Source organism: Achromobacter sp. SIMBA_011, from assembly GCF_046535435.1.
GTDB lineage: Bacteria > Pseudomonadota > Gammaproteobacteria > Burkholderiales > Burkholderiaceae_B > Achromobacter > Achromobacter dolens.
Window position 1 is genome coordinate 563646 of sequence record NZ_JAWRWN010000003.1, and the last position, 23533, is coordinate 587178.

The window sequence follows — 23533 nt, forward strand, 5'->3', positions numbered from 1 at the left end:
CCCATGTTCGAACCCTACCTGTCCCGCTGGAACCTCGTGCCCGACGGCGCTCCCATCACGACCCATGCCGCCCGGCTGCTGCCAGTGCGCCAGGCCGGCGTGCCCGCGATGCTGAAGGTCGCGGTCGAGGAAGACGAGCGCCAGGGCGGCGTGCTGATGACCTGGTGGGACGGCCACGGCGCCGCGCAAGTGCTGGCGCACGAGGGCGACGCGATCCTGCTCGAACGCGCCATGGGCACGCGTTCGCTCGCCGAATACGCCCGCAACGGCCGCGACGACGAGGCCACCCGCATCCTCTGCGGCGTGCTGCGCGAACTGCACGCGCCGCGCGCCCGGCCGCTGCCGCCGCTGCGGCCACTGGAGGAATGGTTCGTCGAACTGTGGCCGATGGCGCGGGCCCGCGGCGGCATCCTGGCGCACAGCGCGCGCCACGCCCGCGCGCTGCTGGACGATCCGCGCGACCCGGTGGTGCTGCACGGCGACGTGCACCACGACAACATCCTCGACTTCGGCGCGCGCGGCTGGCTGGTGATCGACCCCAAGCGGCTCCATGGCGAGCGCGCCTTCGACTACGCCAACATCTTCTGCAACCCCGACCTGGCCGACCCGGAGCCGCCCGTGGCCATCGTGCCGGGCCGTTTCGAACGCAGGCTCGGGATCGTGCTGGAAGAGTCGGGACTGGAGCGCCGCCGGCTGCTGCAATGGGTGGTGGCCTGGTGCGGGCTGTCGGCGGCGTGGTTCATGGGCGACGGCGACGACGCCGCCATCGACCTGGAGATCGCGCGGCAGGCGCTGTCGTTGCTGGAAGGCTAGCGCGGCCCGTCAAGGACGCGCGCGCCGCGGGCGCGGAAATACGATGAAACGACCAGCCGGTGTGATCCGGCGCGTATTGCGAGTAAGGTATGGAAAAGCGGCCTTGATTGCCTGGCACGTCGGCCGGTGCCGCCAGCAGGAACCCGAATCATGAATACCCTACGTTCAACACTGCGGCCCCTCCTCGCGGTGATCGCCTGCGCGTCGATCACCGCGTGCGCGAGCCGGCCGCCCGCGCAGACCGACCTGCAATACCGCAGTCGGCCGGCCCCGCAGGCGCAGGGCGCGGCCGGCGCCCCGGGCGCATCGGACCAGCGCCTGACCATCCAGTCCGGCGAGGGAGAACGGCTCAACCTGCCCTGGTTCATCCGCGACACGCAGGAATGGATCAACACCAACTGACCCGGGCCCGCCCACCTGAGCGCGGCGGTCACGCGGCGTCCGTCCCGCCCGAGGCTCATGCGCCCGCGATCTGCTCCAGATACCGCGTCGGCGACACCCCCATCGCATTGCGGAACATATAGACGAAGGCGCTGGCGCTGGCATACCCCAGGGCTCGCGCCACGCTCACCACCGACTGCCCCTGCAGCAGCCGGCAGATGCCCTCGTCGATGCGCACCTGCAGGCGCCAGTTGTGAAAGCTCATGCCGGTCTCGTCTTTCATGCGCCGCGCCAGCGTGCGCGCGCTGGCGCCCATCCGTTCGCCCCACTGCTCCAGCGTGTCGTCGTTGCCGGGCGATTGCAGCACGGCGGCGCAGACCTTGCGCAGGCGCCGGTCGAACGGCAGCGGCAACTGGCGATGCTGCCGCTCGGTGCCGGCCAGCAGGTTCAGCAGCAGCTCGGCGCTCAGGCGCTGCACCGGCCCGTGGCGCGCCGCCGGCTGGTTCAGCGCCAGGATCAGTTCGCGCATCAGCGGCGCCACGTCCAGCGCGCAGGTATCTTTCCAAAGCCAGGGCGCGGCGTCCGGCGCGATGAAGGCCGAACGCATCGTCACCTGGCCGACCATGCGCACCTCGTGCGCCACGCCGGGCGGAATCCACAGCGCGCGCATCGGCGCCAGCAGCCAGGCGCCGTCCTCGGTCATGACGCGCATGATGCCGGTGGGCGAATACATCAACTGGATGCGCTCGTGCGAATGCGGCTCTTGCCGCTGGCCATCTTCATAGTGGAACGAGCGTGCCACCACCGGCGGCGCCTCGACGGGAAACTCACGCATTGGCGGGATTTCGATAGCAAGGATTGATCGGCCCGCAATCCAGCCAGTTATGTCCGTTTTTCGACATTTTCTGTCCAGCAAACAGGGAACTTGCTTTTTATCATTAATGCAAATGATTCCCATTGTTTTCAAAAGAAAATGACCCCCCCCGCACTTCCCCCTGTCGCATTTGCCCCACGCCGCCTTCCCGCCTTCCGCCTGACCCTCGCCGCCGCCCTGCTGGCCCAGGCCGGCCTGCCCGTCCTGGCCCGCGCCGCCGACGATGTCCCGCAACTGAGTCCCGTGCGGGTCACCGGCACGGCCGAGAAACTCTCGGATCCCGGCCAGACCGAGGGTTCCCAGTCGTACACCGCCAATACCGTCACCGTCGGCAAGACCGGCGCCAACGTGCGCGACATCCCCAACTCGGTGTCGGTGGTGACGCGCCAGCGCATGGACGACCAGAACATGGTCACGGTGGAGGACGCGCTGCGCGAAACCACCGGCGTCAGCGCAATGACCTATGGCGACGGCACCGCCTACTTCACCGCGCGCGGCTACGAGACCGACGTGCAGTTCGACGGCGTTCCCGCCAACGGCGCGCTGCAATACCTGCCGCAGTTCGACCTGGCGCTGTACGACCGCGTCGAGGTGCTGCGCGGCCCGGCCGGCCTGCTGCAGGGCTTCGGCAGCCCGGCCGGCACCGTCAACCTGGTGCGCAAGCGGCCGCTGGACACCTTCAGCCTGACCGGCGCGGTGATGGCCGGCTCGTGGAACAACTACCGCACCGAGCTGGACGCGACCGGCCCCGTCACGGCCGACGGCCGGGTGCGCGCCCGCGCCGGCTTCGCCGCGCAGGACCGCGACTTCTTCTTCGACAAGGCCCACAACCGCCAGGGCCTGGCCTACGGCTCGCTCGAATTCGATCTGACCGCCAACACCACCCTGACGCTGTCGGCGGCCTACCAGCGCCAGCGCGAGGCGCCGTTCGACTACGGCCTGTCGATCTACTCGAACGGCCACATCATCGACTCGCCGCGCAAGGGCTTCTACGGCACCGACTGGTCGCGCGGCGACACCACCCTGTCGGAAATCTATTCGGAACTGAGCCACCGCTTCGCCAATGGCTGGACCGGCCAGGTGTCGATGAACTACCGCTCGACCGACATGGACAGCCGCTACGGCTACGTCAACGGCCCGGTCAATCCCGCCAACGATCGCGCCGGCTACCGCCTGCAGACGCAGAAGGACCAGATCCGCTGGATCGGCTTCGACACCCATGCCTCGGGCCCCTTCAGCCTGCTGGGCCGCACCCACCAGGCCATGATCGGCGCCAACTACGCCGAACGGCGCCAGGACAGCCGCTCGGGCGGCATGAGCCTCGGCAACGTGTCGATCCATGACATCGACGTGCCCAATCCGGACCTGCCCTACACCTCGGGCGACAACTCCAAGTCCAGCCAGATGGGCGTCTACGGCCAGTTGAGCTTCAGCGTGGCCGACCCGCTGACGCTGATCGTGGGCGGACGCCAGAGCTGGTACCGCAACGCCACCCAGGCCATCCTGCCGGTGGCCGGCGACACGCAGCGCGATCCCGAGGTGCGCAAGTTCGTGCCCTACTATGGCGCGGTGGCGCAGTTGAATTCGTGGCTGTCGGCCTACGCCAGCTATTCGGACATCTACGCCTTCTCGGAGGCCTGGCAGATGACGGCCGACGGCAAGCCGCTCAAGCCGCGCACCGGCAAGCAGTACGAGATCGGCCTGAAGGGCCAGTTCCTGGACGGCGCGGCCAATGCCTCGCTGGCGCTGTTCCGCATCCGCGACAAGGACCGCGCGGTGGCCGACGACGCCAACCCGGGCCGCTACCTGGCGCAGGGCGAGGCCCAGAGCCAGGGCGTCGAGGCCGAGGTCAGCGGCCGCCTGCTGCCGAACTGGGACCTGTACGCCGGCTACACCTATCTGCAGACCCGCTACCTGTCCGACCCGACGCAGGAAGGCCAGATCGTCAACCCGGAAACGCCCAAGCACCTGTTCAAGGTCTGGACCACCTATCGCTTCACGCCCGACGTGCTGCCGGACTGGCGCGTCGGCGGCGGCGTGCGCACGCAGAGCCGCACCAGCCGCAACAACGTCTCGTGGCAAGGCGGCTACGCGGTGGTCGACGCGCAGATCGGCTACAAGGTCAATCGCAACCTGGACGCCTCGCTGACGCTGAACAACGTCTTCGACCGCCACTACTACGCCCGCGTGCCGTCCAACTTCTACGGCATCTATGGCGAACCGCGCAATGTGATGCTGACGCTGCGCGCCACCTACTGACGCGTGCATGGGGTCCGGTCCGACAACGGGCCGGCGCCCCGCCCTGTCAAACGGACGCCGGGAGCGATCGGTTAAGGTGTAGCCCCACACCCCTTAACCCTTCATTCCTGGAGTAATGAATGACCGGATTGATTATCGTGGTGGCGGCGCTGGCATTCCTGATGCTGGCGGCGTATCGAGGCTACAGCGTCATCCTGTGCGCGCCCATCGCGGCCATGGGCGCGGTGCTGCTGACCGACCCGTCGGCGCTGGCGCCGGTGTTCTCGGGCATTTTCATGGAGCGCATGGCGGGCTTCGCCAAGCTCTATTTCCCGGTGTTCCTGCTGGGCGCGGTGTTCGGCAAGCTGATCGAGCTGTCCGGCTTCTCGCGCGCCATCGTGCAGGCGGTGCTGCGCCTGATCGGCGCCGAGCGCGCCATCATCGCGATCGTGCTGGTGTGCGCGGTGCTGACCTACGGCGGCGTGTCGCTGTTCGTGGTGGTGTTCGCGGTCTACCCGTTCGCGGCCGAGATGTTCCGCCAGGGCGGCATTCCCAAGCGCCTGATGCCGGGCGCGATCGCGCTGGGCGCGTTCACCTTCACCATGACGGCGCTGCCCGGCACGCCGCAGATCCAGAACATCATCCCCACCACCTTCTTCGAGACCACCACCTGGGCCGCGCCCTGGCTGGGGCTGATCGGCGCGGCCTTCACGCTGACCGTCGGGGTGGCCTACCTGGAATGGCGCCGCAAGCGCGCCGCGCTGGCGGGCGAAGGCTACGGCACCGAGCTGCGCAACGAGCCGGACACGCCGGCCGGCGGACGCGAGCATCACCCGCTGGTCGCGCTGCTGCCGCTGGTGGTGGTGGGCGTGGCCAACTACCTGCTGACGCGCTGGATTCCCGGCTGGTACCCGGCCGGCTCGCAGGTCGAACTGCCCGGCCTGCCGCAGCCCCTGCCGGTCAACGCCCATGACCAGGTGGCGCTGTGGGCGGTGATGGGCGCGCTGATCGCCGGCATCGCCACCATCCTGCTGTTCTCGTTCTCGCACATCAAGGCGCATTTCGCCGAAGGCAGCAAGAGCGCGGTCTCGGGCGCGCTGCTGGCGTCCATGAATACCGCCGCCGAATACGGCTTTGGCGGCGTGATCGCGGCGCTGCCCGGCTTCCTGATGGTGGCCAGCGCGCTCAAGGCGATTCCCGACCCGCTGGTGGGCGAGGCGGTGGCGGTAACCTCGCTGGCCGGCATCACCGGCTCGGCCTCCGGCGGCATGAGCATCGCGCTGGCGGCCATGGCGCAGACCTTCATCGATGGCGCCCAGGCGGCCGGCATTCCCATGGAAGTGCTGCACCGCATCGCCGCCATGGCCTCGGGCGGCATGGACACGCTGCCGCATAACGGCGCCGTCATCACGCTGCTGGCCGTCACCGGCCTGACGCACCGCCAGTCCTACGGCGACATCTTCGCCATCACGCTGATCTCGACGCTGTCGGTGTTCCTGGTGATCGCCGTGTACTACCTGACCGGCATCGTCTGAGCGGCCGGCCCGAAGGCCTGGCCGAAGATCTCGGCCAGCCACTGGCTGAATACGCGTACCCGCGCCGACACCTGGCGATTCTGCGGGTACAGCACCGACACCGGCATCGGCGCCGGCGGCAGGTCGGGCAGCACCACCCGCAACCGGCCCGCCGCCAGCGCATCGGCCACCCGGTAGCGCGGCACCTGCGCCAGGCCCAGCCCGGCCAGCGCCGCGCTGGCGTAGAGTTCCGCGCCATTGACGCTGACCACCGACCCGGGCCGCGCCAGCACATTGCGGCCATCCACCATGAAGTCCAGCGGCAGGCTGCGGCCGGTGGATGACGAGATGTAGTCCACCGCCCGGTGGCCCTCCAGGTCTTCCAGCGTGGCCGGCTCGCCGTAGCGCGCCAGATAGGCCGGGCTGGCCACGGTGACCTGCGGCATCAGGGCGATCTGACGCCCCACCAGCGACGAGTCCTGCAGCGTGCCGGCGCGCAGCACGCAGTCCACGCCCTCGCGCACCAGGTCGACCAGCCGATCGTCTTCGCCCAGGTGCAGCACGATGTCGGGATAGCGTTCGAGAAAGGCCGGCAGGCCCGGCATGACGAACACCCGCGCCAGCGTGCCTTGCAGGTTGACCCGCAGCAGTCCCTTGGGCGCGGTGTTCAGGAAGGCGCCGTCCGCCTCCTCCAGGTCGGCCAGCAGGCGCACGCAGCGCCGGTAATAGGCCTCGCCGTCATGGGTCAGCCGCACCTGGCGCGTGGTGCGCTCCAGCAGGCGCGCGCCCAGGCGTTTTTCCATGCGCTTGACCAGGTTGGTGACGGTCGCGCGGGGAATCCGCAGGTCTTCCGACGCCTTGGAGAAACTGCGCCGTTCGGCGATGCGGACGAATACCTGCATTTCCTGGAAGCGGTCCATGCGCCCTCTATTATTAATGTAGATGAAATTATGTTAGCAAAATCCGGATAATTATCTTTTGTTTGGAATAGTCCATGATTCGTCTCACCCACTCACCCCAAGGACAATCCATGACTTCCCAAGCTTCCCAACGCGTCGCCCTGGTCACCGGCGCCTCGCGCGGCATCGGCGCCGCCATCGTCCGCCGCCTGGCCGCCGACGGTTTTGCCGTCGCCATCAACTACGCTTCCAGCGCGGCCGAGGCCGACGCCCTCGCCGCCGAAGTCCTCCAGGCCGGCGGCCGGGCCCTGGCGGTGCGCGCCGACGTCGCCAAGGCCGCCGAGGTGCGCGCCATGTTCGACCAGGTCGAAGCCGGCCTGGGCCGCATCGACGTGCTGGTCAACAGCGCCGGCGTGCTCAAGCTGCAGACGCTGGCCGAGGCCACCGACGAGATCTACGACCAGACCTTCGACATCAACACCCGCGGCACCTTCAACACCCTGCGCGAGGCCGGCGCGCGGCTGGCCGACGGCGGCAGCATCGTCAACGTCTCCAGCACCACGCTGGCGCTGAACATGCCCACCTACGGCATCTACATCGCCAGCAAGGCCGCGGTGGAAAGCTTCACCCGCGTGTTCGCCAAGGAACTGCGCGGCCGCCGCATCACGGTCAACGCCGTGGCGCCCGGCCCCGTCGCCACCGACCTGTTCAAGCAAGGCAAGAGCCCGGAACTGATCGAGCATTTCGCCAAGATGCCGCCGCTGGAGCGCCTGGGCGAACCCGAGGACATCGCCGGCGTGGTGTCGTTCCTGGCCAGCGCCGACGGCGGCTGGATCAATGGCCAGGTGCTGCGCGCCAACGGCGGCCTGGCCTGAGCGCCGGCCCGTTTCCGGAGACTTCCATGGCATCCGTCATCCTCATCACCGGCGCCGGCAGCGGTATCGGCAAGCTGTCCGCCGAAACCCTGGCCCGCGCCGGCCACACCGTCTACGCCACCATGCGCGACATCGCCGGCCGCAACGCCGGCCGCGCCCAGGCCATGCGCGACTGGGCCGCGGCCCACGGCGCCGATCTGCATCCGCTGGAACTGGACGTGCTGTCGCAGGCGTCCGCCGACGCCGCCGTGGCCGCCATCGTGCGCGAACAGGGCCGGCTCGACGTGGTCATGCAGAACGCCGGTCACCTGGTGATCGGCCCGACCGAGGCGTTCACCGCCGAAGACATGCAGCACGCCTTCGACACCAACTTCTACGGCGCCCAGCGCGTCAACCGCGCCGCCCTGCCGCAACTGCGCCGGCAGCAGTCGGGCCTGATGCTGTGGATCAGCAGCACCACCACCAAGGGCGGCTTCCCGCCGTTCATGGGGCCGTACGGCGCGGCCAAGGCGGCGATGGATTCGCTGGCGGTGAGCCTGTCGTACGAACTGGCGCGCTTCGGCATCGAGACCTCGATCGTGGTGCCGGGCGCCTTCACCCGCGGCACCGAGCACTTCCCCAGCGCCGGCAAGCCCAGCGACCAGGCGCGCGTGGCGGCCTATGCGCGCTACGACGGCGTGATGGACCAGGTCGGCGCGCGCCTGAGCGCGCTCACCCCCGACGACGCCACGCCGCAGGCGGTGGCCGACGAGATTGCCCGCATCGTCGACCTGCCGGCGGGCAGCCGGCCGGCGCGCTCGGTGGTCGACTTCGTCGGCGATGGCGCCGAGGAGGTGCTGGCGCTGGCCGAGGAACTGCGGATCGCCTTCGCCGAACGCATCGGCATCGCCGACCTGCTGCGTCCGTCGACGCCGCGCGCTTGAAAAAAAGCGGCGCCCTGGCCGCGCGGCAACCCGGGCGGGAACGGTAGAATCCCGCATCCCTCGCGCTTGCTCGACGACGCGCGACGAATGGCTTTTCATGGGGAACCGCCATGCCGGCACCGCAACCATCCGCATTGCCACAAGACCGCCGCGCCGCGCGCGACGAGCGCCAGGAACAAGCCCCCGCGTGGCCACGCATCGGACGACGCAAGCCGGCCGGCGCGTGGGCCGGCGCCTTCGTCGCGGCCGCGCTGTGCGCCGCGTCCTGGGCCGCCCGCGCCGCGCCGGACGTGCAGACCGGCGACCTGATCTTCCAGCAATCCCGCTCCGCCCAGAGCCTGGCGATCCAGCAGGCCACTCATTCGCCCTACAGCCACATGGGCATGATCGTGATGCGTCAGGGCGCGCCCTACGTGCTGGAAGCCGCCGCCACGGTCAGCTACACGCCGCTGGCGCAATGGGCGGCGCAGGGCGAAAACGGAAAATACGTCGTCAAGCGCCTGCGCGACGCGTCGCGGCTGACGCCCGAGACGCGCGAACAGTTGGCGGGCACCGGCGCGCGCTATCTCGGCAAGCCGTACGACGCGGCCTTCGGCTGGTCGGACGACCGGATCTATTGCTCCGAGCTGGTCTGGAAGATCTACCAGCGCACGCTGGGCCTGCAGATCGGCGCGCTGCAACCCCTGAAGCAGTTCGACCTGAGCTCGCCCACCGTGCGCGCCACGATGCAGGCGCGCTACGGCAAGGACATCCCGTGGGAGGAACCCATCATCTCCCCGGCCGCGATGTTCGACTCGCCGCTATTGGCCACGGTCCCGGACCGCTGAGGCGGCGGGCGGCGCGGCCGATCGCGCAATCGGCGGCGCCGCCGGCCGCTTGGGCCACGCCTATTGCGGCATGTCGAAGCCCTGCTCGCGCAGGTATTTGGCCACCACCGGCTGCCACTTCTGCGGCGCGTGCGTGAACAGGCTGTGGCCGTTCTCGCCGTCCGGCCCCATGGGCACGAAGGTGGCGCGGCCGCCGGCCTGGTTGTAGGCCTCGACCCAGCGCCTGGGCCAGTCCGGCCCCCAGTACAGGTCGTTCTCGGTATAGATCCACAACATCGGCAGCCGCGTGGCCTGGCCATAGCCCGCGTACGTGGCCTGCAGGCGCTCGGGACCGCACGGCTTGCCGGGCGAGCGCACCGGATCGCCACCCGAGCCGCCCGCGAAGTTGATGGCGGTCTTCACCCCCGCGGGGTTCTGCGCCGCCAGCGCCACGGTCGAGCCGCCGCCCACCGACTGCCCCAGCACCACCACCCTGGCCGGGTCCACGTCCGGACGCTGCGCCATGACCCGCAGCACCTGGTCGATCTGGCTGGCAGCGTGGTCGAACATCGGGGTGAAGCGGCGCTCGCCGCAGGGGCCGCTGTTCTCCAGGTCCGGCCCGCCGGTGACGCCATAGCCCAGGCGCACCGGCAGCGCGACCACGAAGCCGGCATCGGTGAAGAACCTGGACGCCGCCGCGTAGCGCGCCCGTCCCAGCTTGGCGCGGCCGGCGGCGTCGCCGGCCCGGCCATGGTTGATCACGATCAGCGGATGACGGCCCTCGCCCGCCGGCGTGAAGACGGTCACCACGACTTCGCCCGTGGCGGTGCCGCCGTTCTCCAGCGCCACCCGCACCGGCACCTTCTGCACGCTTTCGTTGGCGGCCAGCTTGGGCGGCGGCGCGGCGCACGCCGTCAAGAGTCCCAGTCCGCCGATCATCATGATTCTTGCCAGAACACCCATGTTGCCCCTCGTCAGGAATAGGCTCGCCGCCCGGGTGAGCGCAAGATACTCCGAGTGCCCCCGCCCCGCCATCGTCGTGAACCCGGCCCGCGGCGATTTATTCCAGGCCGGACTCATTCCATGAAAATTACTTGTTTGTCGTGATCAACGGCCAGGCCTAGCATGACCGGCATCGCCCACGATTCCAATGGAGACAGCAAGCCCATGAGCGCCCCGATTCCCGCCTTCCCCCACAGCCACATCGAGCGCGACGCGCGCGGCGTCTACACGCTGCGGATCGACGACGCCAAGAGCCTGAACATCCTGGCCTCGCCGGTCACGCTGGGCCTGACCGCCGCCGTGCGCTGGATCGCCGCGCAGGCCGACGCCCGCGCGCTGGTGCTGCGCGGCAGCGGCGACAAGGCCTTCGTCGGCGGCGCCAACATCCATGAAATGGCCGAGCTGGATCCGGACGGCGGCCGCGCCTTCATCACCCGCCTGCGCGACCTGTGCGAAGCGGTGCGCGCGGTGCCGGTGCCGACCATCGCCCGCCTGCCCGGCTTCTGCCTGGGCGCCGGCATGGAACTGGCGGCGGCCTGCGACATCCGCCTGGGTTCGCGCGACGGCGTCTTCGGCATGCCCGAAGTACAGGTCGGCATTCCGTCGGTGATCCACGCCGTGCTGTTGCCGTCACTGATCGGCCCGGGCGCCACCCACTGGCTGCTCCTGACCGGCGCCACGGTCGACGCCGAGCAGGCGCTGCGCTGGGGCTTCCTGCAATTCCTGTGCGAGGCCGGCGAGCTGGACGCGCTGGTCGAGCGCACGGTCGCGCCCATCGCGGCCAGCGGGCCGCTGGCGGTGCGCTCGCAGAAGGCGCTGCTGCGCTACTGGGAGACCTCCACGGTCGAGGCCGGCCTAGACCGCAGCGTCGACGCCTTCGGCGCGGCCTTCGCCACCGACGAGCCGCGCCGCTACATGGCGCCGTTCCTGGCCCGCAAGCGCGCGCGGGAGGCGCAATGACGGCCCCGGCCAGCGGCCCGCTGGCCGGCGTGCGGGTGGTCGACATGACCTCGGTCGGCATGGGCCCCTACGCCACCCAGATCCTGGGCGACATGGGCGCCGAGATCATCAAGGTCGAAGCGCCCGAGGGCGACGTGTTCCGCGCCTCGGCGCCAGCCGCCTCGCCCGGCATGGGCGCGGTCTACCTGAACCTGAACCGCAACAAGCACAGCGTCACCCTGAACGCCAAGGACCCGGACGACCGGCAACGGCTGCTGCGGCTGGTCGACGGCGCCGACGTCTTCATCTCCAACGTGCGGCCGCGCGCGCTGGCGCGGATCGGCCTGGACGCCGCCAGCCTGCGCGCGCGCAACCCGCGCCTGGTCTATTGCTCGGCGGTCGGCTTCGGCCAGGACGGCCCCTACGCCGCCCGGCCGGCCTTCGACGACATCATCCAGGCCATGAGCGGCCTGGCCGACCTGCAGGGCCGCAACAGCGGCGCGCCGGCCTACATCAACACCATCATGGCCGACAAGGTGGCCGGGCTGACGCTGGCCTACGCCATCCCGATGGCGCTGTACGAGCGCGAGAAATCCGGCCAGGGCCAGGCCATCGAGGTGCCGATGTTCGAGACGCTGGTGTCCTTCACCCTGATCGAGCACCTGGGCGGGCGCACCTTCGACCCGCCGCGCGGCGACATGGGCTACAGCCGCGTGCTGTCGCCCGAGCGCCGGCCCTACCGCACCCGCGACGGCTTCCTGGCGCTGCTGCCGTATACCGACGCGCAATGGCAGCGCTTCTTCACCCTGGCCGAACGCGCCGACCTGGCCGCCGATCCGCGCTACGCCAGCGCCCGGACCCGCGCCCGCCACTTCGACGCGCTGTACAGCGACCTGGCCGCCATCGTCGCGCTGCGCGGCACCGACGACTGGCTGGCGCTGCTGGCGGACGCCGACATTCCTCATTCGCGCGTCAATCCGCCCGAGGCGCTGTTCGACGACCCGCACCTGGCCGCCACCGGCTTTTTCCAGCGGGTCGAGCATCCCACCGAGGGCGCGCTCACGGCCACCGGGATCCCGGTGCGCTTCTCGCGCACGCCCGGGTCGATCCGCCGCCTGGCGCCACGCCAGGACGCGGATCGCGATATGCTCGATCCGGATTGACCCCCCGGAACGTGGCGGATGCGGGCTTGCGCGCGCCGGCCCCCGGGGCGCCCGCCCCCTTTTCGTCCGGACCATGAACATCACCCTGAAGCAGTTGCGCGTGTTCTGCGCGCTCTACGAGTTGCGCAGCTTCACCGCCGCCGCCCGCGCCGCCTTCGTCACGCAATCGGCCGTCAGCAAGCTGTGCGCCGAACTCGAGGCCGAGGTCGGCCAGCCCTTGTTCGAGCGCTCGACCCGCAGCGTCACGCCGTGCGAGGGCGCGGCCGACTTCTATGCCTATGCCCAGGAGATCCTGGGCACGGTGCGCGCGGCCGAGCGCAGCATGTCCGGCCTGCGCTCGCTGGAGCGCGGCGTGGTCGGCGTGGCCTGCTCGCCGATGATGATGGTCGGCCTGCTGGGCGGCGTGATCGCGCGCTACCACCGGCGCCATCCGGGCGTGAAGCTGGACCTGTTCGAACTGAACACCGACGAGACCATCGAGCATGTGCGGCACGGCCGCGCCGACTTCGGCATCGTCTCCACCGACATCGACGGCGACGAGCTGGCCACGCGCGTGATCTACCGCGACACCATGCATGCCGTCTTCGCGCCCGACCATCCGCTGGCGCGCCGCAAGCAGGTGCGCTGGGCCGACTTGGCCGCCCACGAACACATCACGCTGCGCAACGTCTACAGCGTGCGCCGCGCGGTGGACCGCATCAGCGGCGAACTCAGCCTGCAATTCCAGTCCGGCATCGAGGCCGGCATGCTGACCTCGGTGCTGAACCTGGTGCGCGCGGGCCTGGGCATCACCGTGGTGCCCGGCTACGTCTGCGCCTTCGCGCGCCAGTTGGGACTGGCCACCGCGCCCATCGGCGGCGCCGGCCAGCGCGGCCACGCACTGTGGCTGATCCAGCGCCACAACGCGCGCCTGTCGCGGGCGGCGGACGCGTTCCTGGCCGACTTGGAGACGACGCTGCGGGCGCGCGAGGCGGCGCCCGACCCGACCCGCTACGACGAGGACGCCGCCGGCCAGTGAGGCCGCGCCGGGCCGAGGCGCACGGCGCGGGACTTATCCGGATACGGAATAGGTCTATGAAAATTAGTCCCTTGTTGCGATAAGCCGCGCGGCCGCATGATGGCGGAAATCGCGGCCGCCACCTGCCATCGCGGCCGCAGAAAAACACAGGAGACTCTCATGACCCGCCCCCCGCAACGCAGCCGCATGCGCCGGTTCGCCGCCTGCTGCGCCCTGGCCCTGGCCGCCGCCACCGGCGCCGCGCAGGCCGACGGCGCCTACCCCGACAAGCCCATCACCATCGTGGTGCCGTTCTCGCCCGGCAGCGCCACCGACACCAGCGCCCGCATCCTGACCGAAAAGCTCGGCCCGCGCCTGGGCGTGCCGATCGTGATCGAGAACAAGCCGGGCGCGTCCGGCACCATCGGTTCGTCCACCGCCGCGCGCGCCGCGCCCGACGGCTACACCCTGATCCTGACCAGCAGCTCCACGCACTCGGCCACGCCGGCCCTGTTCCGCAAGCTGCCCTATGACCCCACCGGCGATTTCATCCACGTCATCCGCATCGCCACCATTCCCATGATGCTGGTGGTGCGCGCCGATTCGCCCTACGGCTCGGTGTCGCAACTGGTCCAGGCCACCCGCGCCAGGCCGCTGAACTATGCCTACGGCTCGCCCACCAGCCAGATCGCCGGGGCCACCTTCAACAGCGTCGCCGGCGCCGCCGCCAACGCGGTGCCCTACAAGAGCCAGCCGCCCGCCGTCACCGACCTGCTGGGCGGCCACGTCGATTATTTGTTCGCCGACCTGTCGGTGGTCACGTCGTTCATGCACGGCGGCAAGCTCAGGGGCATCGCCTTCACCGGCCAGGCGCGCTCGAAGGACTTCCCCGACGTGCCGACGCTGGCCGAACTGGGCTACAGGAATTTCGACCTGGTGGTATGGGTGGGCGTGGCCGCGCCCAAGGACACGCCGGCGCCGGTGGTCGAGCGCCTGAACCGCGAGATCACGCGCATCCTGAGCGAGCCCGACAGCATCGCCAAGTTCGAGGCGCTGGGCATGCAGGTCGCGCCCAACACGCTGGCCGAACACCAGGCCTTCGCCCAGTCGCAGCGCCAGATCTGGACCCAGCGCGCGATCGACGCGAAGATCGAGCCGCAATAACCGCGCCCGGCGGCCTCAGCCCATCCGGACCGGGGCGGCCGCATTGGCCAGCGGCATCACGGCCAGCCGCAGGCCCATCGCCTTGAGAATCGCCAGCAGGCTGGCCAGCGACGGATTGCCCTTGGGCGACAGCGTGCGGTAGAGCTGGGTCGGGTTCAGCCGCGCCTGCGCCGCCACGGCCTGCATGCCGCCGAACGCCTGGGTCATCTGGCGCAGCACGATCAACAATTCGGCCTGGCTGCCATCGGCGAGAATCTCGTTGAGCGTCGCCAACGCAAGCTGCCGATCGCCGGCGTACACCTGCGCCATCGCTTCGTCATGGAGTCTGCTTTTCATGGTTCCTGTCCCAGCCCAATCGCTATTCGGTTCCAGCTTGGCGAGACCGTACCGCCGCGGCCGCACCATGCCTCGTCAATAAACGAATCTTAAACGGACACGCGCCAAACATCCGGCGCTCTTCGAAAAAAGCAGACGGGCGCCAAAGCGCCCGTTCTTCCTGCCAGGATCCTGGCCACCCGTCAGAACCGATACTGCGCCGTCGCCACCACCGTGCGCGGCTCGCCCACGCGGATCTGGCCGGCGCTGGTGGCCGAGGCGTAGTAGGTCTTGTCGTTGATGTTGCGCACCGCCAGGCGCCAGTCCCACTGGCCGGCGCGGTAGCCGACCAGCGCGTCCCAGGTGGCATAGCCAGGCAGCACCGCCGTGTTGGCGTTGTCGGCGTAGCGCTGGCCGACGAAGGTCAGGCCGGTCTCGCCGTACAGGCCCTCGGCCGGCTTGTAGGTCAGGAACACGCTGCCGTTGCGCCGCGCCACGTTGCTGACGCGGTTGCCGGCCAGGCCGTTGTTGTCCTCGACGATGGACGCGTTCTGCAGGCCGATGCCGCCGCGCAGGTACCAGTTGCCGGTCAGGCGCCCTGCCGCGGTCAGCTCGATGCCGCGCGAACGTTGCTTGCCGGTCAGTAGCACGATGGTCGGATCGACCGGATCGGAGGTGCGGCGGTTGTAGAGCTCGAGCTGGTACAGCGCCAGCGTGGTGCTCAGATTCCCGTCCAGCCAGTCGCTCTTGACGCCCACTTCGTACTGGCGGGTCTGCTCCGGATCCACGTCATTGGTATTGCCGCGCGCGTTCGGCGTGATGCCGATGAGGCTGCCGCCGACCGGCGAGAAGGTCTTGCTGTACGACGCGTAGAACGAGTGATCGCGAGCCGGCGTCCACACCACGCCGGCGCGCGGGCTCAGGCCACGGCTGTCGCGGCGGGCCGAGAGGTCCAGCATGCGGTTGGTGGAATCGACGCTGAAGCGGTCCATGCGCAGCCCCAGCAGCACCTGCCAGGCGTCGTCCAGCTTGATCTGGTCCTGCACGTAGTAGCCCTGGCTGCGGGTCTTGTGACGGGCCGAACTGCTGAGCGTCATGGCGCCGTTGTGCTGCTGGGACAGGTCCGGGTCGTACAGGTCCAGCGTCGGCACCGGCTGCGCGCCCGGGCCCCGCGCCAGCGTGGTGTAGAGGTCGGGCGTGCGCGCCTGGTTGGCCACGTCCACGCCGAACAGCACCCGGTGCTCGATGGCGCCGGTATGGAACAGGCCCTCGGCTTCCAGGTTGTTGCTGATGCTGCGGGTAGTCAGGTCCTGCTGCCAGCGAGTGCGGGAGACCTTGCCGGTGGCGGCGTTGTAGCCGGTCAGGTAGGTGTTGTCGAACTTGCTGTCGAGCGCGAACACGCCCAGCGTGTAGCGCAACTGCCAGCCCGGCGCCAGCGTGTAGGCCAGGCGCGAGCGGAACGATTGCGCGCGATCGTCGATGTAGTCGCGGTCGGGATCGCCGTAGACGGTCGATCGGCCGACGTCGGCGGGCCGGCCGTTGACGCTGGGGATGCCGCGATCCGGAGTACGGTCATAGCGGCTGTATTCGTATTGCACCAGCCAGTCCAGGTCGGGCGTGATGCGCCAGTTCAGCGACGGCGCCACCAGTTGGCGGGTGCCGCCGATCTTGTGGCGGAAGCTGTTGCTGTCCTCCTGGCCGATGTTCAGGCGCACGCTGACGTGCTCGCCGGGATCCGCGCTCAGGTCGCCGTAGAAGCTGCGCAGGTCCCAACTGCCGGCCTGGGCCTCGAGCGTGGACTCGCGGCCCGGCTGCGGCGCCTTGCTGATACGGTTGACGATCCCGCCCTGGCTGCCCCGGCCGTACAGCACCGCGGCCGGGCCCTTGAGCACGTCGATGCGCTCGATGTTGTGCAGGTCGCGCACGTACTGGCTGTCGTCGCGGATGCCGTCCAGGTAGAAGTCGTTGCTGGCGTCGAAGCCGCGGATGCGCAGCGAGTCGAAGCGGGTGTCCGAGGCGTTGCTGACATTGGGGATGCCGGACAGGGCCTCGCCGAGGGTGCTGATGCCGTAGTTCTGCAGGTTCTCGACCTTGACCGTGTCGATGGCCTGCGGCACGTAGCGCGCGGCGGTCTGGGTGCGGGTGGCGGTGGTGACTTCGGGCACCCGTGGATCGTCGGCGTTGGCGCCTTCGACGCTGATGGCGGGGAGATGGATGGGGTCGGCGTGGGCGGGAACGACAGGGGCCATCAGGGCCAGCGCGGCCCCCAGGGTCAGGGCGCGCGGGACGGGAAAAACAGGCATCGCAAGCTTTCTGTAAGTTTTATCGAGCCGCGATCATATCGACAATGAATCTCATTTGTATATGAGATTGTTCTCATTGCCCGCAAAGCCGCGGCGGATGTTGCTGTGTCACAACGACCCGGCCTGGCCGGGCCGCCAGCGCCCCGCCCCCGCGCCGTCGCCCCCGCCATTTGCATGAGTCCGGCGCGCCGGCGGCGGCCGCGCCAACCCTCGCGAATTTGCGACGGTCCTCATCCAACCCGGCGAGGCGCGCGTCATCCAGGCGGACGACGGCGACATCATCATCAACGTGTTTTTCCAACAATCACTCCGATGTTTGCCCTACGGATAACTCTGGCCGGTCGGACGAGGTTTGCATGAGCGGAACGGGGCGCCGGCTGTATTAGGCTGGCCCCGCAGTACTCCGACTCACCTTGATCGATTGGACGAAAGCAAATGAATCAACTCATTCATCCGGACTGCCATCCCTTTACCGCCGCAGGCAATTTGAAGCAAGTCTCCGCGTTCTATGAGGAAGGACGACGTGTCATGTGGATGATGCTGCGCGCCCAGCCGCGCCCCTGCTTCAATCACGAACTGATCGACGAAATCATGACCCTGGCGCGCGCCGCCAGGGACTCCGGCCTGCCCATCGATTTCTGGGTCACGGGCTCGCTGGTGCCGCAGATCTACAACGTCGGCGGCGACCTCAACTTTTTCGCCGAGGCCATCCGCACGGGCCGCCGCGAGGCGCTGCGCGCCTACGCCCGCGCCTGCGTCGATTGCGTGCATGCCGCCACCCGCGGCTTCGACACCGGCGCCGTATCGCTGGCCATGATCGAGGGCACCGCGCTGGGCGGCGGCTTCGAGGCGGCGCTGGCGCACCACTTCGTGCTGGCGCAGAACAACGCCCGCATGGGCTTCCCCGAAATGGCCTTCAACCTGTTCCCGGGCATGGGCGGCTATTCGCTGGTGGCGCGGCGCTCGGGCATGAAGCTGGCCGAGGAACTGATCGGCAGCGGCGAATCGCACACCGCCGAATGGTTCCAGGCGCGCGGCCTGGTGGACGTGCTGTTCGAGCCGGGCGACGCCTACAAGGCCACCCGCACCTTCATCGACGTGATGCGGCCCAAGCTCAACGGCATGCGCGCCATGTTGCGGGCGCGCCAGCGTGTGCTGCAACTGACGCGCTCGGAACTGATGGATATCACCGAGGACTGGGTCGACGCCGCCTTCTCGATCGATCCGAAGGACCGCGCCTACATGGAACGGCTGGTGATGGCGCAGAACCGTCGGTCACCCGCGGGCCCCGATGGCCTGATCGACGCCACCATGCATTGAGGTCGGCGCGCGCCGGCCGCGTCAGGCAATCAGATGCAGCCGGCGCCGCTGCGCCAGCCAGGTGGTCAGCTCGGCAGCCGGCATGGGCTTGGCATACAGGTAGCCCTGCTTGGCGTCCACCCCCAGCGTATCCAGGAAGGCGGTTTCCTCCTGGGTCTCGACGCCCTCGGCGATCACCTTCAGCTCGAGCGTGCGGGCCACCGCGACGATGGCCCGCGCCAGCGCCTGCGACACCGGGTTCTCGTTGACGCCGCGCACGAAGCTGGCATCCAGCTTGATCGCGTCCAGCGGAATGCGGGCCAGTTGCGACAGTGACGAATAGCCCGTGCCGAAGTCGTCCAGGTGCACGCACGCGCCCAACTGGCGGAACTGCTTCATCAGCTCGATCGCGGCGACCTCGTCCTCGATCAGGCAGCTTTCGGTGAGTTCAATGTCGAGCAGGCAGGGATCGAGGCCGGCATCGTTGACCGCGCGCATGAATTCGCTGACCACGCCCTTGTCGTCCAGTTGCCGCGCCGACATGTTGATGGCGACCCGCAGGTCCAGGCCCTCGCGCTTCCAGGCCGCGGCCTGGCGCGCCGCTTCGCGCATCACCCACACGCCCAGTTGCGAGATCAGGCCGGATTCCTCCGCATAAGGAATGAAAACGCTGGGGCAGATCATCCCGCGTTCGGGCGAGCGCCAGCGCAGCAGCGCCTCGACGCCATCAATCTCGCCGCCGCGGCCGGTGAGCTTGGGCTGGTAGTACAGCATCAAGTGGCCTTCGGCCAGCGCCTTGCGCAGGTTGGTGTCGAGCCAGACATAGTCGGCGTTGCGCCGGTCCATCTCGGGCTGGAACACACGGTAGGTATGGCGCCCGGCTTCCTTGGCCACGTACATGGCGATGTCGGCGCTGCGCACCACGCTGTCGAGGTCGTCGCCGTGCTCGGGGTACATGGCGATGCCGATGGAGCAGCTTGTGTAGACCTCGATCAGCTCCTGGCGGAATGGCTCGCGCAGGCGCTCGATGATGCGCGCGGCGGTGGCCTCCAGGTGCCAGGCCTCGGCGCCTTCCTGCAGCACCAGGAATTCGTCGCCGCCCAGCCGCGCCAGCGTCTGGCCGGGCGACAGGCAACTGGAGATCGCCACCGCCACCGACTTGAGCAGGCGGTCGCCGAAGCCGTGGCCGTAGTGGTCGTTGATGCGCTTGAAATTGTCCAGGTCCAGGAACAGCACGCCGCCGCTGGCGCCCTCGCCTTCGGCCAGCGCCGCTTTCAGGCGGGTGGTGATGGCGTGGCGGTTGGGCAGGTTGGTCAGCACGTCGGTGTTGGCCAGCACCCGCAGGCGTTCCTGCGCCTGGCGTTCCTCGGTGATGTCGGTGCCCGAGCAGATCAGGTAGACACGCTTCTCGCCGCTGCCGCTGGTGACGAACTTGTTGCGGAACAGGAACAGCCGCGGGCCCTTGACCGTGTTGATCAGGCGCTCGACCTCGTACGACTGTCCGCGCTTGTAGAACTCGGCGATGTTGCGGCGCGAGGCCGCGGCCTCTTCGCGCGTCATGAACATCTCGAACACGCTGCGCCCGACGATGTCCTGCTCGCGTTTGCCGGTGTATTCCTCGCTGACCTTGTTGAAGCGTTGCACGCGGCCGTGCTGGTCGACGATGACGATGACCGAGTTGGCCTCGGACACCACGGTCTCGGCGAACGACAGGCCTTCGACCAGGTCGCGCGCGACCGAATCGGTGTCAGTGTGCGCCGACGCCGTGCCGGCCCATTCGGTGGGATTGATCTTGCGGCCGACCAGCCGCAACTGGATGGGATCGCCGTACAGGACGATGTCGATGCGCAGGCTGGCGGTGATGCCGGTCAGGGCGCGAATGGCCTGCGCCTGCTCGGGCTGCAGCGCCAATGCAATGTTGGTTGCGCCTTTGACGGCGGCCAGTTCGATCGCGTTGCTGTCGGCCGCCAACCGCCAATAGGGGCTGGACGTACCGAAATGCAGGTACAGGATCGATTTTTCGTCCTGAGTCTCAGTCATTGGTGTCCCCCGCCATCCCAGGAAGGCCTGCGTGAAACATACGGCCTAGTCAGTTCGGGGTCAACCACCCGCCGGAACGGCGTTCGCGCTGTATTGCGGATTATTTCAACTGGCTTGGCAACTGTCTTCCCCTGCCCTCATGCGGCGCTACGCCCGTTTCGCGCGAGAAAGGCAGGCTTGGCAAGCGTTGCGCATACGGCGGGGCAGCATGCAAACAATATCGTCGAAAATTTGTGACCATTTCCTGCGCGTGGCGTAAAAGAAGCAACAAGGGGGGACATATGTCCCCCTTGTCCGTATCGCTTATTCCGGCTTGACCCCGGCTTCGTCGATGACCTTGGTCCAGCGCGCCAGTTCGGCGGACACGCGGGCGCCAGCATCGGCGGGCGTGGTCCACTCGGCGATGGCGCCCTGGTTCAGCAGCGACGCCTTGACCGTCGGCTTGGCCAGGATCTTCTTGAGCTCGCCGTTCAGGCGGTCGATCACCGGCGCCGGCGTGCCGGCCGGCGCCACGATGCCGAACATGGAGCTGACCTCGAAGCCCGGCAGGCCGGCCTCGGCCGCGGTCGGCACGTCCGGCAGCGCCTCGACGCGTTGCGCCGAGGTCACCGCCAGCGCGCGCAGCTTGCCGGCCTTGATGCTGGCCTGCGAGGCCGGCACGGTCTCGATCATGCTGAGCACCTGGCCGCCCATCAGATCGGTCATGGCCGGGCCGCTGCCCTTGTAGGGCACGTGCAGGATATCCACGCCGGCGGTGCGCTTGAACATTTCGCCGGCCAGGTGCTGCGGCGAGCCGTTGCCCGCCGACGCCATGGTGACGTAGCCCGGACGCGCCTTGGCCAGCGCGATCAGTTGCTTCAGGTCATTGGCCTGCACCGACGGGTTGACCACGAACACCAGCGGCACGGTGCCGACGATGGACACCGGCGCGAAGCTCTTTTCCACGTCGTAGGTGACGCGGCCGCGGTACAGCGCCGCGTTGATCGAATGGCTGGTGAGCGCGCCCATCAGCAGCGTGTAGCCGTCGGGCTGGGCCTTGGCGACCTGGTCGGCGCCGATGTTGCCGGCGGCGCCGGCGCGGTTCTCGACGATCACCGACTGGCCCAGCGCGCCGGTCAGTTCCTGCGCCAGCACGCGGCCGATCACGTCGGTGGCGCCCCCGGGCGGGTACGGCACGATCAGGCGGATGGGCTTGTCGGGATAGGCGTCGGCGGCCACGGCGGGCGCCGCGGCCCCGGTACACAAGGCCAACAGGGAAAGCAGCAAGGCGCGGCGGGGCCGCAGACGCAGGTCTGACATGTAGGTCTCCTGCCGGGATGGGTATAGGAATGGAACGGACGCCCGGCTCGTCAACGGCGCCAGTGTAGGAGGCCAATCTTGATTGATGAATCAGAATTTTTCTATCGACTGATCTTTTTATTAGATCAATAAAAATTCCGATGAAAAACGCTTGCCTGGCATTTCCAAGGGTGGATATGATCGCAGCCCTGGATTATCGATAATATTATCGGGAAGAAAAATGACGGACGAGACCAAGGGCGGCAAGCCCGCCAAGGGCCCCTTCGACAGCGACGGCGCGCGCAGCACCGGCGTGGCGCGCGGGCTGACCAACTACGGCGACACCGGCTTTTCGCTGTTCCTGCGCAAGGCCTTCATCAAGGGCGCCGGCCTGTCCGACGACGCGCTGGCGCGTCCCATCATCGGCATCGTCAACACCGGCAGCAGCTACAACCCGTGCCACGGCAACGCGCCGCAACTGATCGAGGCGGTCAAGCGCGGCGTGATGCTGGCCGGCGGCCTGCCGATGGACTTCCCCACCATCTCGGTCCACGAGAGCTTCTCGCAGCCCACCAGCATGTACCTGCGCAACCTCATGTCGATGGACACGGAGGAAATGATCCGCGCCCAGCCGATGGACGCGGTGGTGCTGATCGGCGGTTGCGACAAGACCGTGCCGGCGCAGTTGATGGGCGCTTCGTCCGCCGGCGTGCCCGCGATCCAGTTGGTGACCGGCTCGATGCTGACCGGCTCGCACCGCGGCGAACGGGTCGGCGCCTGCACCGACTGCCGCCGCTACTGGGGCCGCTACCGCGCCGAGGAGATCGACGCGCCCGAGATCGCCGACGTCAACAACCAGTTGGTCGCCAGCGTCGGCACCTGTTCGGTGATGGGCACCGCCAGCACCATGGCCTGCCTGACCGAGGCGATGGGCATGATGGTGTCGGGCGGCGCGTCCGCACCGGCCGTCACCGCCGACCGCGTGCGCGTGGCCGAGCGCACCGGCGCCACCGCCGTCGCCATGGCGGCCGCGCGCCTGACGCCCGACCGCATCATCACCGGCAAGTCCATCGAGAACGCGCTGCGCGTGCTGCTGGCCATCGGCGGCTCGACCAACGGCATCGTGCACCTGACCGCCATCGCCGGCCGCCTGGGCATCAATATCGACCTGGCCGGGCTCGACCGCATGAGCCGCGAGACGCCCGTGCTGGTGGACCTCAAGCCCTCCGGCCAGCACTACATGGAAGACTTCCACCACGCCGGCGGCATGCTGGCGCTGCTGCGCGAACTGCGCCCGCTGCTGCACCTGGACGCGCTGACGGTGTCGGGCCGCACCCTGGGCGAGGAACTGGACGACGCCCCCGCGCCGTTCGAGCAGGACGTGATCCGCAGCGTCGCCGCGCCGATCTATCCGGTAGGCGGCCTGGCCGTGCTGCGCGGCAACCTGGCGCCCGGCGGCGCCATCATCAAGCAGTCGGCCGCCAATCCCGAGCTGATGGAGCACGAAGGCCGCGCCGTGGTGTTCGAGGACGCCGAGGACATGGCCCGCCGCATCGACGACGAGGCGCTCGACGTGACCGCCGACGACGTGCTGGTGCTCAAGCGCATCGGCCCCACCGGCGCGCCCGGCATGCCCGAGGCCGGCTACATGCCGATCCCCAAGAAGCTGGCGCGCGCCGGCGTCAAGGACATGGTGCGGATATCCGACGG

20 protein-coding genes are annotated in these 23533 nt (G+C 68.9%); 13 read left to right on the forward strand and 7 right to left on the reverse strand.

Annotated features, from left to right (window positions below; translation table 11 throughout):
• The first annotated feature begins 3 nt into the window (after positions 1-3).
• Positions 4-813: an aminoglycoside phosphotransferase family protein gene (locus tag SB816_RS15665; RefSeq protein ID WP_064527985.1), complete on the forward strand. Its 810-nt coding sequence runs from the start codon at positions 4-6 to the stop codon at positions 811-813.
• Between the two features lie 150 nt (positions 814-963).
• Positions 964-1215, forward strand: coding sequence for a hypothetical protein (locus SB816_RS15670; RefSeq protein ID WP_054504054.1), 252 nt, complete (start codon positions 964-966; stop codon positions 1213-1215).
• Positions 1216-1270: 55 nt separating this feature from the next.
• Here the strand turns inward: SB816_RS15670 and SB816_RS15675 are convergent, their stop codons facing one another.
• Positions 1271-2029, reverse strand: coding sequence for an AraC family transcriptional regulator (locus tag SB816_RS15675; protein ID WP_144655124.1), 759 nt, complete (start codon positions 2027-2029; stop codon positions 1271-1273).
• Between the two features lie 138 nt (positions 2030-2167).
• Here SB816_RS15675 and SB816_RS15680 point away from each other — a divergent pair, with 138 nt between their 5' ends.
• Both SB816_RS15680 and SB816_RS15685 read left to right on the forward strand, forming a co-directional pair.
• Entirely contained in the window at positions 2168-4327 is a 2160-nt protein-coding gene (locus SB816_RS15680) for a TonB-dependent siderophore receptor (protein ID WP_410547258.1), read from the forward strand.
• 119 nt (positions 4328-4446) lie between these two features.
• A complete protein-coding gene (locus SB816_RS15685) occupies positions 4447-5841 on the forward strand; it encodes a GntP family permease (RefSeq protein ID WP_020927202.1) in 1395 nt (464 codons plus the stop codon).
• Here the strand turns inward: SB816_RS15685 and SB816_RS15690 are convergent.
• Positions 5820-6740, reverse strand: a complete 921-nt coding sequence (locus tag SB816_RS15690; RefSeq protein WP_175143009.1) for a LysR family transcriptional regulator — start codon at positions 6738-6740, stop codon at positions 5820-5822. The genes SB816_RS15685 and SB816_RS15690 overlap by 22 nt on opposite strands.
• A gap of 110 nt (positions 6741-6850) precedes the next feature.
• Here SB816_RS15690 and SB816_RS15695 point away from each other — a divergent pair, with 110 nt between their 5' ends.
• The 3 genes from SB816_RS15695 (at position 6851) to SB816_RS15705 (ending at position 9344) form a co-directional block, all read left to right on the forward strand.
• Positions 6851-7594: an SDR family oxidoreductase gene (locus SB816_RS15695; protein WP_410547259.1), complete on the forward strand. Its 744-nt coding sequence runs from the start codon at positions 6851-6853 to the stop codon at positions 7592-7594.
• Between the two features lie 26 nt (positions 7595-7620).
• Positions 7621-8517 (forward strand): SDR family NAD(P)-dependent oxidoreductase, encoded by an 897-nt coding sequence (locus SB816_RS15700; RefSeq protein ID WP_064527979.1) that lies wholly within the window; start codon positions 7621-7623, stop codon positions 8515-8517.
• 110 nt (positions 8518-8627) lie between these two features.
• A complete protein-coding gene (locus SB816_RS15705; RefSeq protein ID WP_156330809.1) occupies positions 8628-9344 on the forward strand; it encodes a YiiX family permuted papain-like enzyme in 717 nt (238 codons plus the stop codon).
• 60 nt (positions 9345-9404) lie between these two features.
• Here the strand turns inward: SB816_RS15705 and SB816_RS15710 are convergent, their stop codons facing one another.
• Positions 9405-10265: a dienelactone hydrolase family protein gene (locus SB816_RS15710; RefSeq protein ID WP_410547260.1), complete on the reverse strand. Its 861-nt coding sequence runs from the start codon at positions 10263-10265 to the stop codon at positions 9405-9407.
• Between the two features lie 225 nt (positions 10266-10490).
• Here SB816_RS15710 and SB816_RS15715 point away from each other — a divergent pair, with 225 nt between their 5' ends.
• The 4 genes from SB816_RS15715 to SB816_RS15730 all read left to right on the forward strand — a co-directional run bounded on the left by SB816_RS15715 (position 10491) and on the right by SB816_RS15730 (position 14588).
• Entirely contained in the window at positions 10491-11285 is a 795-nt protein-coding gene (locus SB816_RS15715) for an enoyl-CoA hydratase (protein WP_054504164.1), read from the forward strand.
• On the forward strand, positions 11282-12427 hold the full coding sequence (locus SB816_RS15720) for a CaiB/BaiF CoA transferase family protein (protein WP_064527976.1): 1146 nt from the start codon (positions 11282-11284) through the stop codon (positions 12425-12427). Before SB816_RS15715 ends, SB816_RS15720 begins: the two co-directional genes overlap by 4 nt.
• 73 nt (positions 12428-12500) lie before the next feature.
• Positions 12501-13445 carry a LysR family transcriptional regulator gene (locus SB816_RS15725; RefSeq protein WP_064527975.1) on the forward strand — a complete coding sequence of 315 codons (945 nt, stop codon included), beginning with the start codon at positions 12501-12503 and terminating at the stop codon, positions 13443-13445.
• A 159-nt stretch (positions 13446-13604) separates the two neighbouring features.
• A complete protein-coding gene (locus SB816_RS15730) occupies positions 13605-14588 on the forward strand; it encodes a Bug family tripartite tricarboxylate transporter substrate binding protein (RefSeq protein ID WP_054504044.1) in 984 nt (327 codons plus the stop codon).
• A gap of 15 nt (positions 14589-14603) precedes the next feature.
• Here the strand turns inward: SB816_RS15730 and SB816_RS15735 are convergent, their stop codons facing one another.
• Complete coding sequence (locus SB816_RS15735) at positions 14604-14924, reverse strand: DNA-binding protein (protein ID WP_410547261.1); 321 nt, start codon at positions 14922-14924, stop codon at positions 14604-14606.
• 182 nt (positions 14925-15106) lie between these two features.
• Positions 15107-17206, reverse strand: a complete 2100-nt coding sequence (locus SB816_RS15740) for a TonB-dependent receptor (protein ID WP_410547262.1) — start codon at positions 17204-17206, stop codon at positions 15107-15109.
• A 435-nt stretch (positions 17207-17641) separates the two neighbouring features.
• Between SB816_RS15740 and SB816_RS15745 the strand changes: the two genes are divergently transcribed.
• Entirely contained in the window at positions 17642-18526 is an 885-nt protein-coding gene (locus SB816_RS15745) for a crotonase/enoyl-CoA hydratase family protein (RefSeq protein ID WP_054504043.1), read from the forward strand.
• A gap of 21 nt (positions 18527-18547) precedes the next feature.
• On the opposite strand, the gene pdeR is transcribed toward SB816_RS15745, so the two are convergent.
• Together pdeR and SB816_RS15755 are read right to left on the reverse strand one after the other, a co-directional pair.
• Positions 18548-20545 carry a cyclic di-GMP phosphodiesterase gene (gene pdeR / locus SB816_RS15750; protein ID WP_054504042.1) on the reverse strand — a complete coding sequence of 666 codons (1998 nt, stop codon included), beginning with the start codon at positions 20543-20545 and terminating at the stop codon, positions 18548-18550.
• A gap of 303 nt (positions 20546-20848) precedes the next feature.
• Positions 20849-21844 (reverse strand): tripartite tricarboxylate transporter substrate binding protein, encoded by a 996-nt coding sequence (locus SB816_RS15755; protein ID WP_054504041.1) that lies wholly within the window; start codon positions 21842-21844, stop codon positions 20849-20851.
• A 220-nt stretch (positions 21845-22064) separates the two neighbouring features.
• On the opposite strand from SB816_RS15755, the gene SB816_RS15760 reads away from it, so the two are divergent.
• Positions 22065-23533: dihydroxy-acid dehydratase (locus SB816_RS15760; protein ID WP_410547263.1), on the forward strand; the 1469-nt coding region annotated here is incomplete at its 3' end.

Bases quoted from the DNA above. Each gene is read 5' to 3' on its own strand.
- SB816_RS15670 (WP_054504054.1), top strand. From the start codon at position 964: ATGAATACCCTACGTTCAACACTGCGGCCCCTCCTCGCGGTGATCGCC.
- SB816_RS15665 (WP_064527985.1), top strand. From the start codon at position 4: ATGTTCGAACCCTACCTGTCCCGCTGGAACCTCGTGCCCGACGGCGCT.
- SB816_RS15695 (WP_410547259.1), top strand. From the start codon at position 6,851: ATGACTTCCCAAGCTTCCCAACGCGTCGCCCTGGTCACCGGCGCCTCG.
- SB816_RS15755 (WP_054504041.1), bottom strand. From the start codon at position 21,844: ATGTCAGACCTGCGTCTGCGGCCCCGCCGCGCCTTGCTGCTTTCCCTG.
- pdeR (WP_054504042.1), bottom strand. From the start codon at position 20,545: ATGACTGAGACTCAGGACGAAAAATCGATCCTGTACCTGCATTTCGGT.
- SB816_RS15700 (WP_064527979.1), top strand. From the start codon at position 7,621: ATGGCATCCGTCATCCTCATCACCGGCGCCGGCAGCGGTATCGGCAAG.
- SB816_RS15675 (WP_144655124.1), bottom strand. From the start codon at position 2,029: ATGCGTGAGTTTCCCGTCGAGGCGCCGCCGGTGGTGGCACGCTCGTTC.
- SB816_RS15735 (WP_410547261.1), bottom strand. From the start codon at position 14,924: ATGAAAAGCAGACTCCATGACGAAGCGATGGCGCAGGTGTACGCCGGC.
- SB816_RS15710 (WP_410547260.1), bottom strand. From the start codon at position 10,265: ATGATGATCGGCGGACTGGGACTCTTGACGGCGTGCGCCGCGCCGCCG.
- SB816_RS15685 (WP_020927202.1), top strand. From the start codon at position 4,447: ATGACCGGATTGATTATCGTGGTGGCGGCGCTGGCATTCCTGATGCTG.
- SB816_RS15730 (WP_054504044.1), top strand. From the start codon at position 13,605: ATGACCCGCCCCCCGCAACGCAGCCGCATGCGCCGGTTCGCCGCCTGC.
- SB816_RS15705 (WP_156330809.1), top strand. From the start codon at position 8,628: ATGCCGGCACCGCAACCATCCGCATTGCCACAAGACCGCCGCGCCGCG.
- SB816_RS15745 (WP_054504043.1), top strand. From the start codon at position 17,642: ATGAATCAACTCATTCATCCGGACTGCCATCCCTTTACCGCCGCAGGC.
- SB816_RS15690 (WP_175143009.1), bottom strand. From the start codon at position 6,740: ATGGACCGCTTCCAGGAAATGCAGGTATTCGTCCGCATCGCCGAACGG.
- SB816_RS15720 (WP_064527976.1), top strand. From the start codon at position 11,282: ATGACGGCCCCGGCCAGCGGCCCGCTGGCCGGCGTGCGGGTGGTCGAC.
- SB816_RS15715 (WP_054504164.1), top strand. From the start codon at position 10,491: ATGAGCGCCCCGATTCCCGCCTTCCCCCACAGCCACATCGAGCGCGAC.
- SB816_RS15725 (WP_064527975.1), top strand. From the start codon at position 12,501: ATGAACATCACCCTGAAGCAGTTGCGCGTGTTCTGCGCGCTCTACGAG.
- SB816_RS15680 (WP_410547258.1), top strand. From the start codon at position 2,168: ATGACCCCCCCCGCACTTCCCCCTGTCGCATTTGCCCCACGCCGCCTT.
- SB816_RS15740 (WP_410547262.1), bottom strand. From the start codon at position 17,206: ATGCCTGTTTTTCCCGTCCCGCGCGCCCTGACCCTGGGGGCCGCGCTG.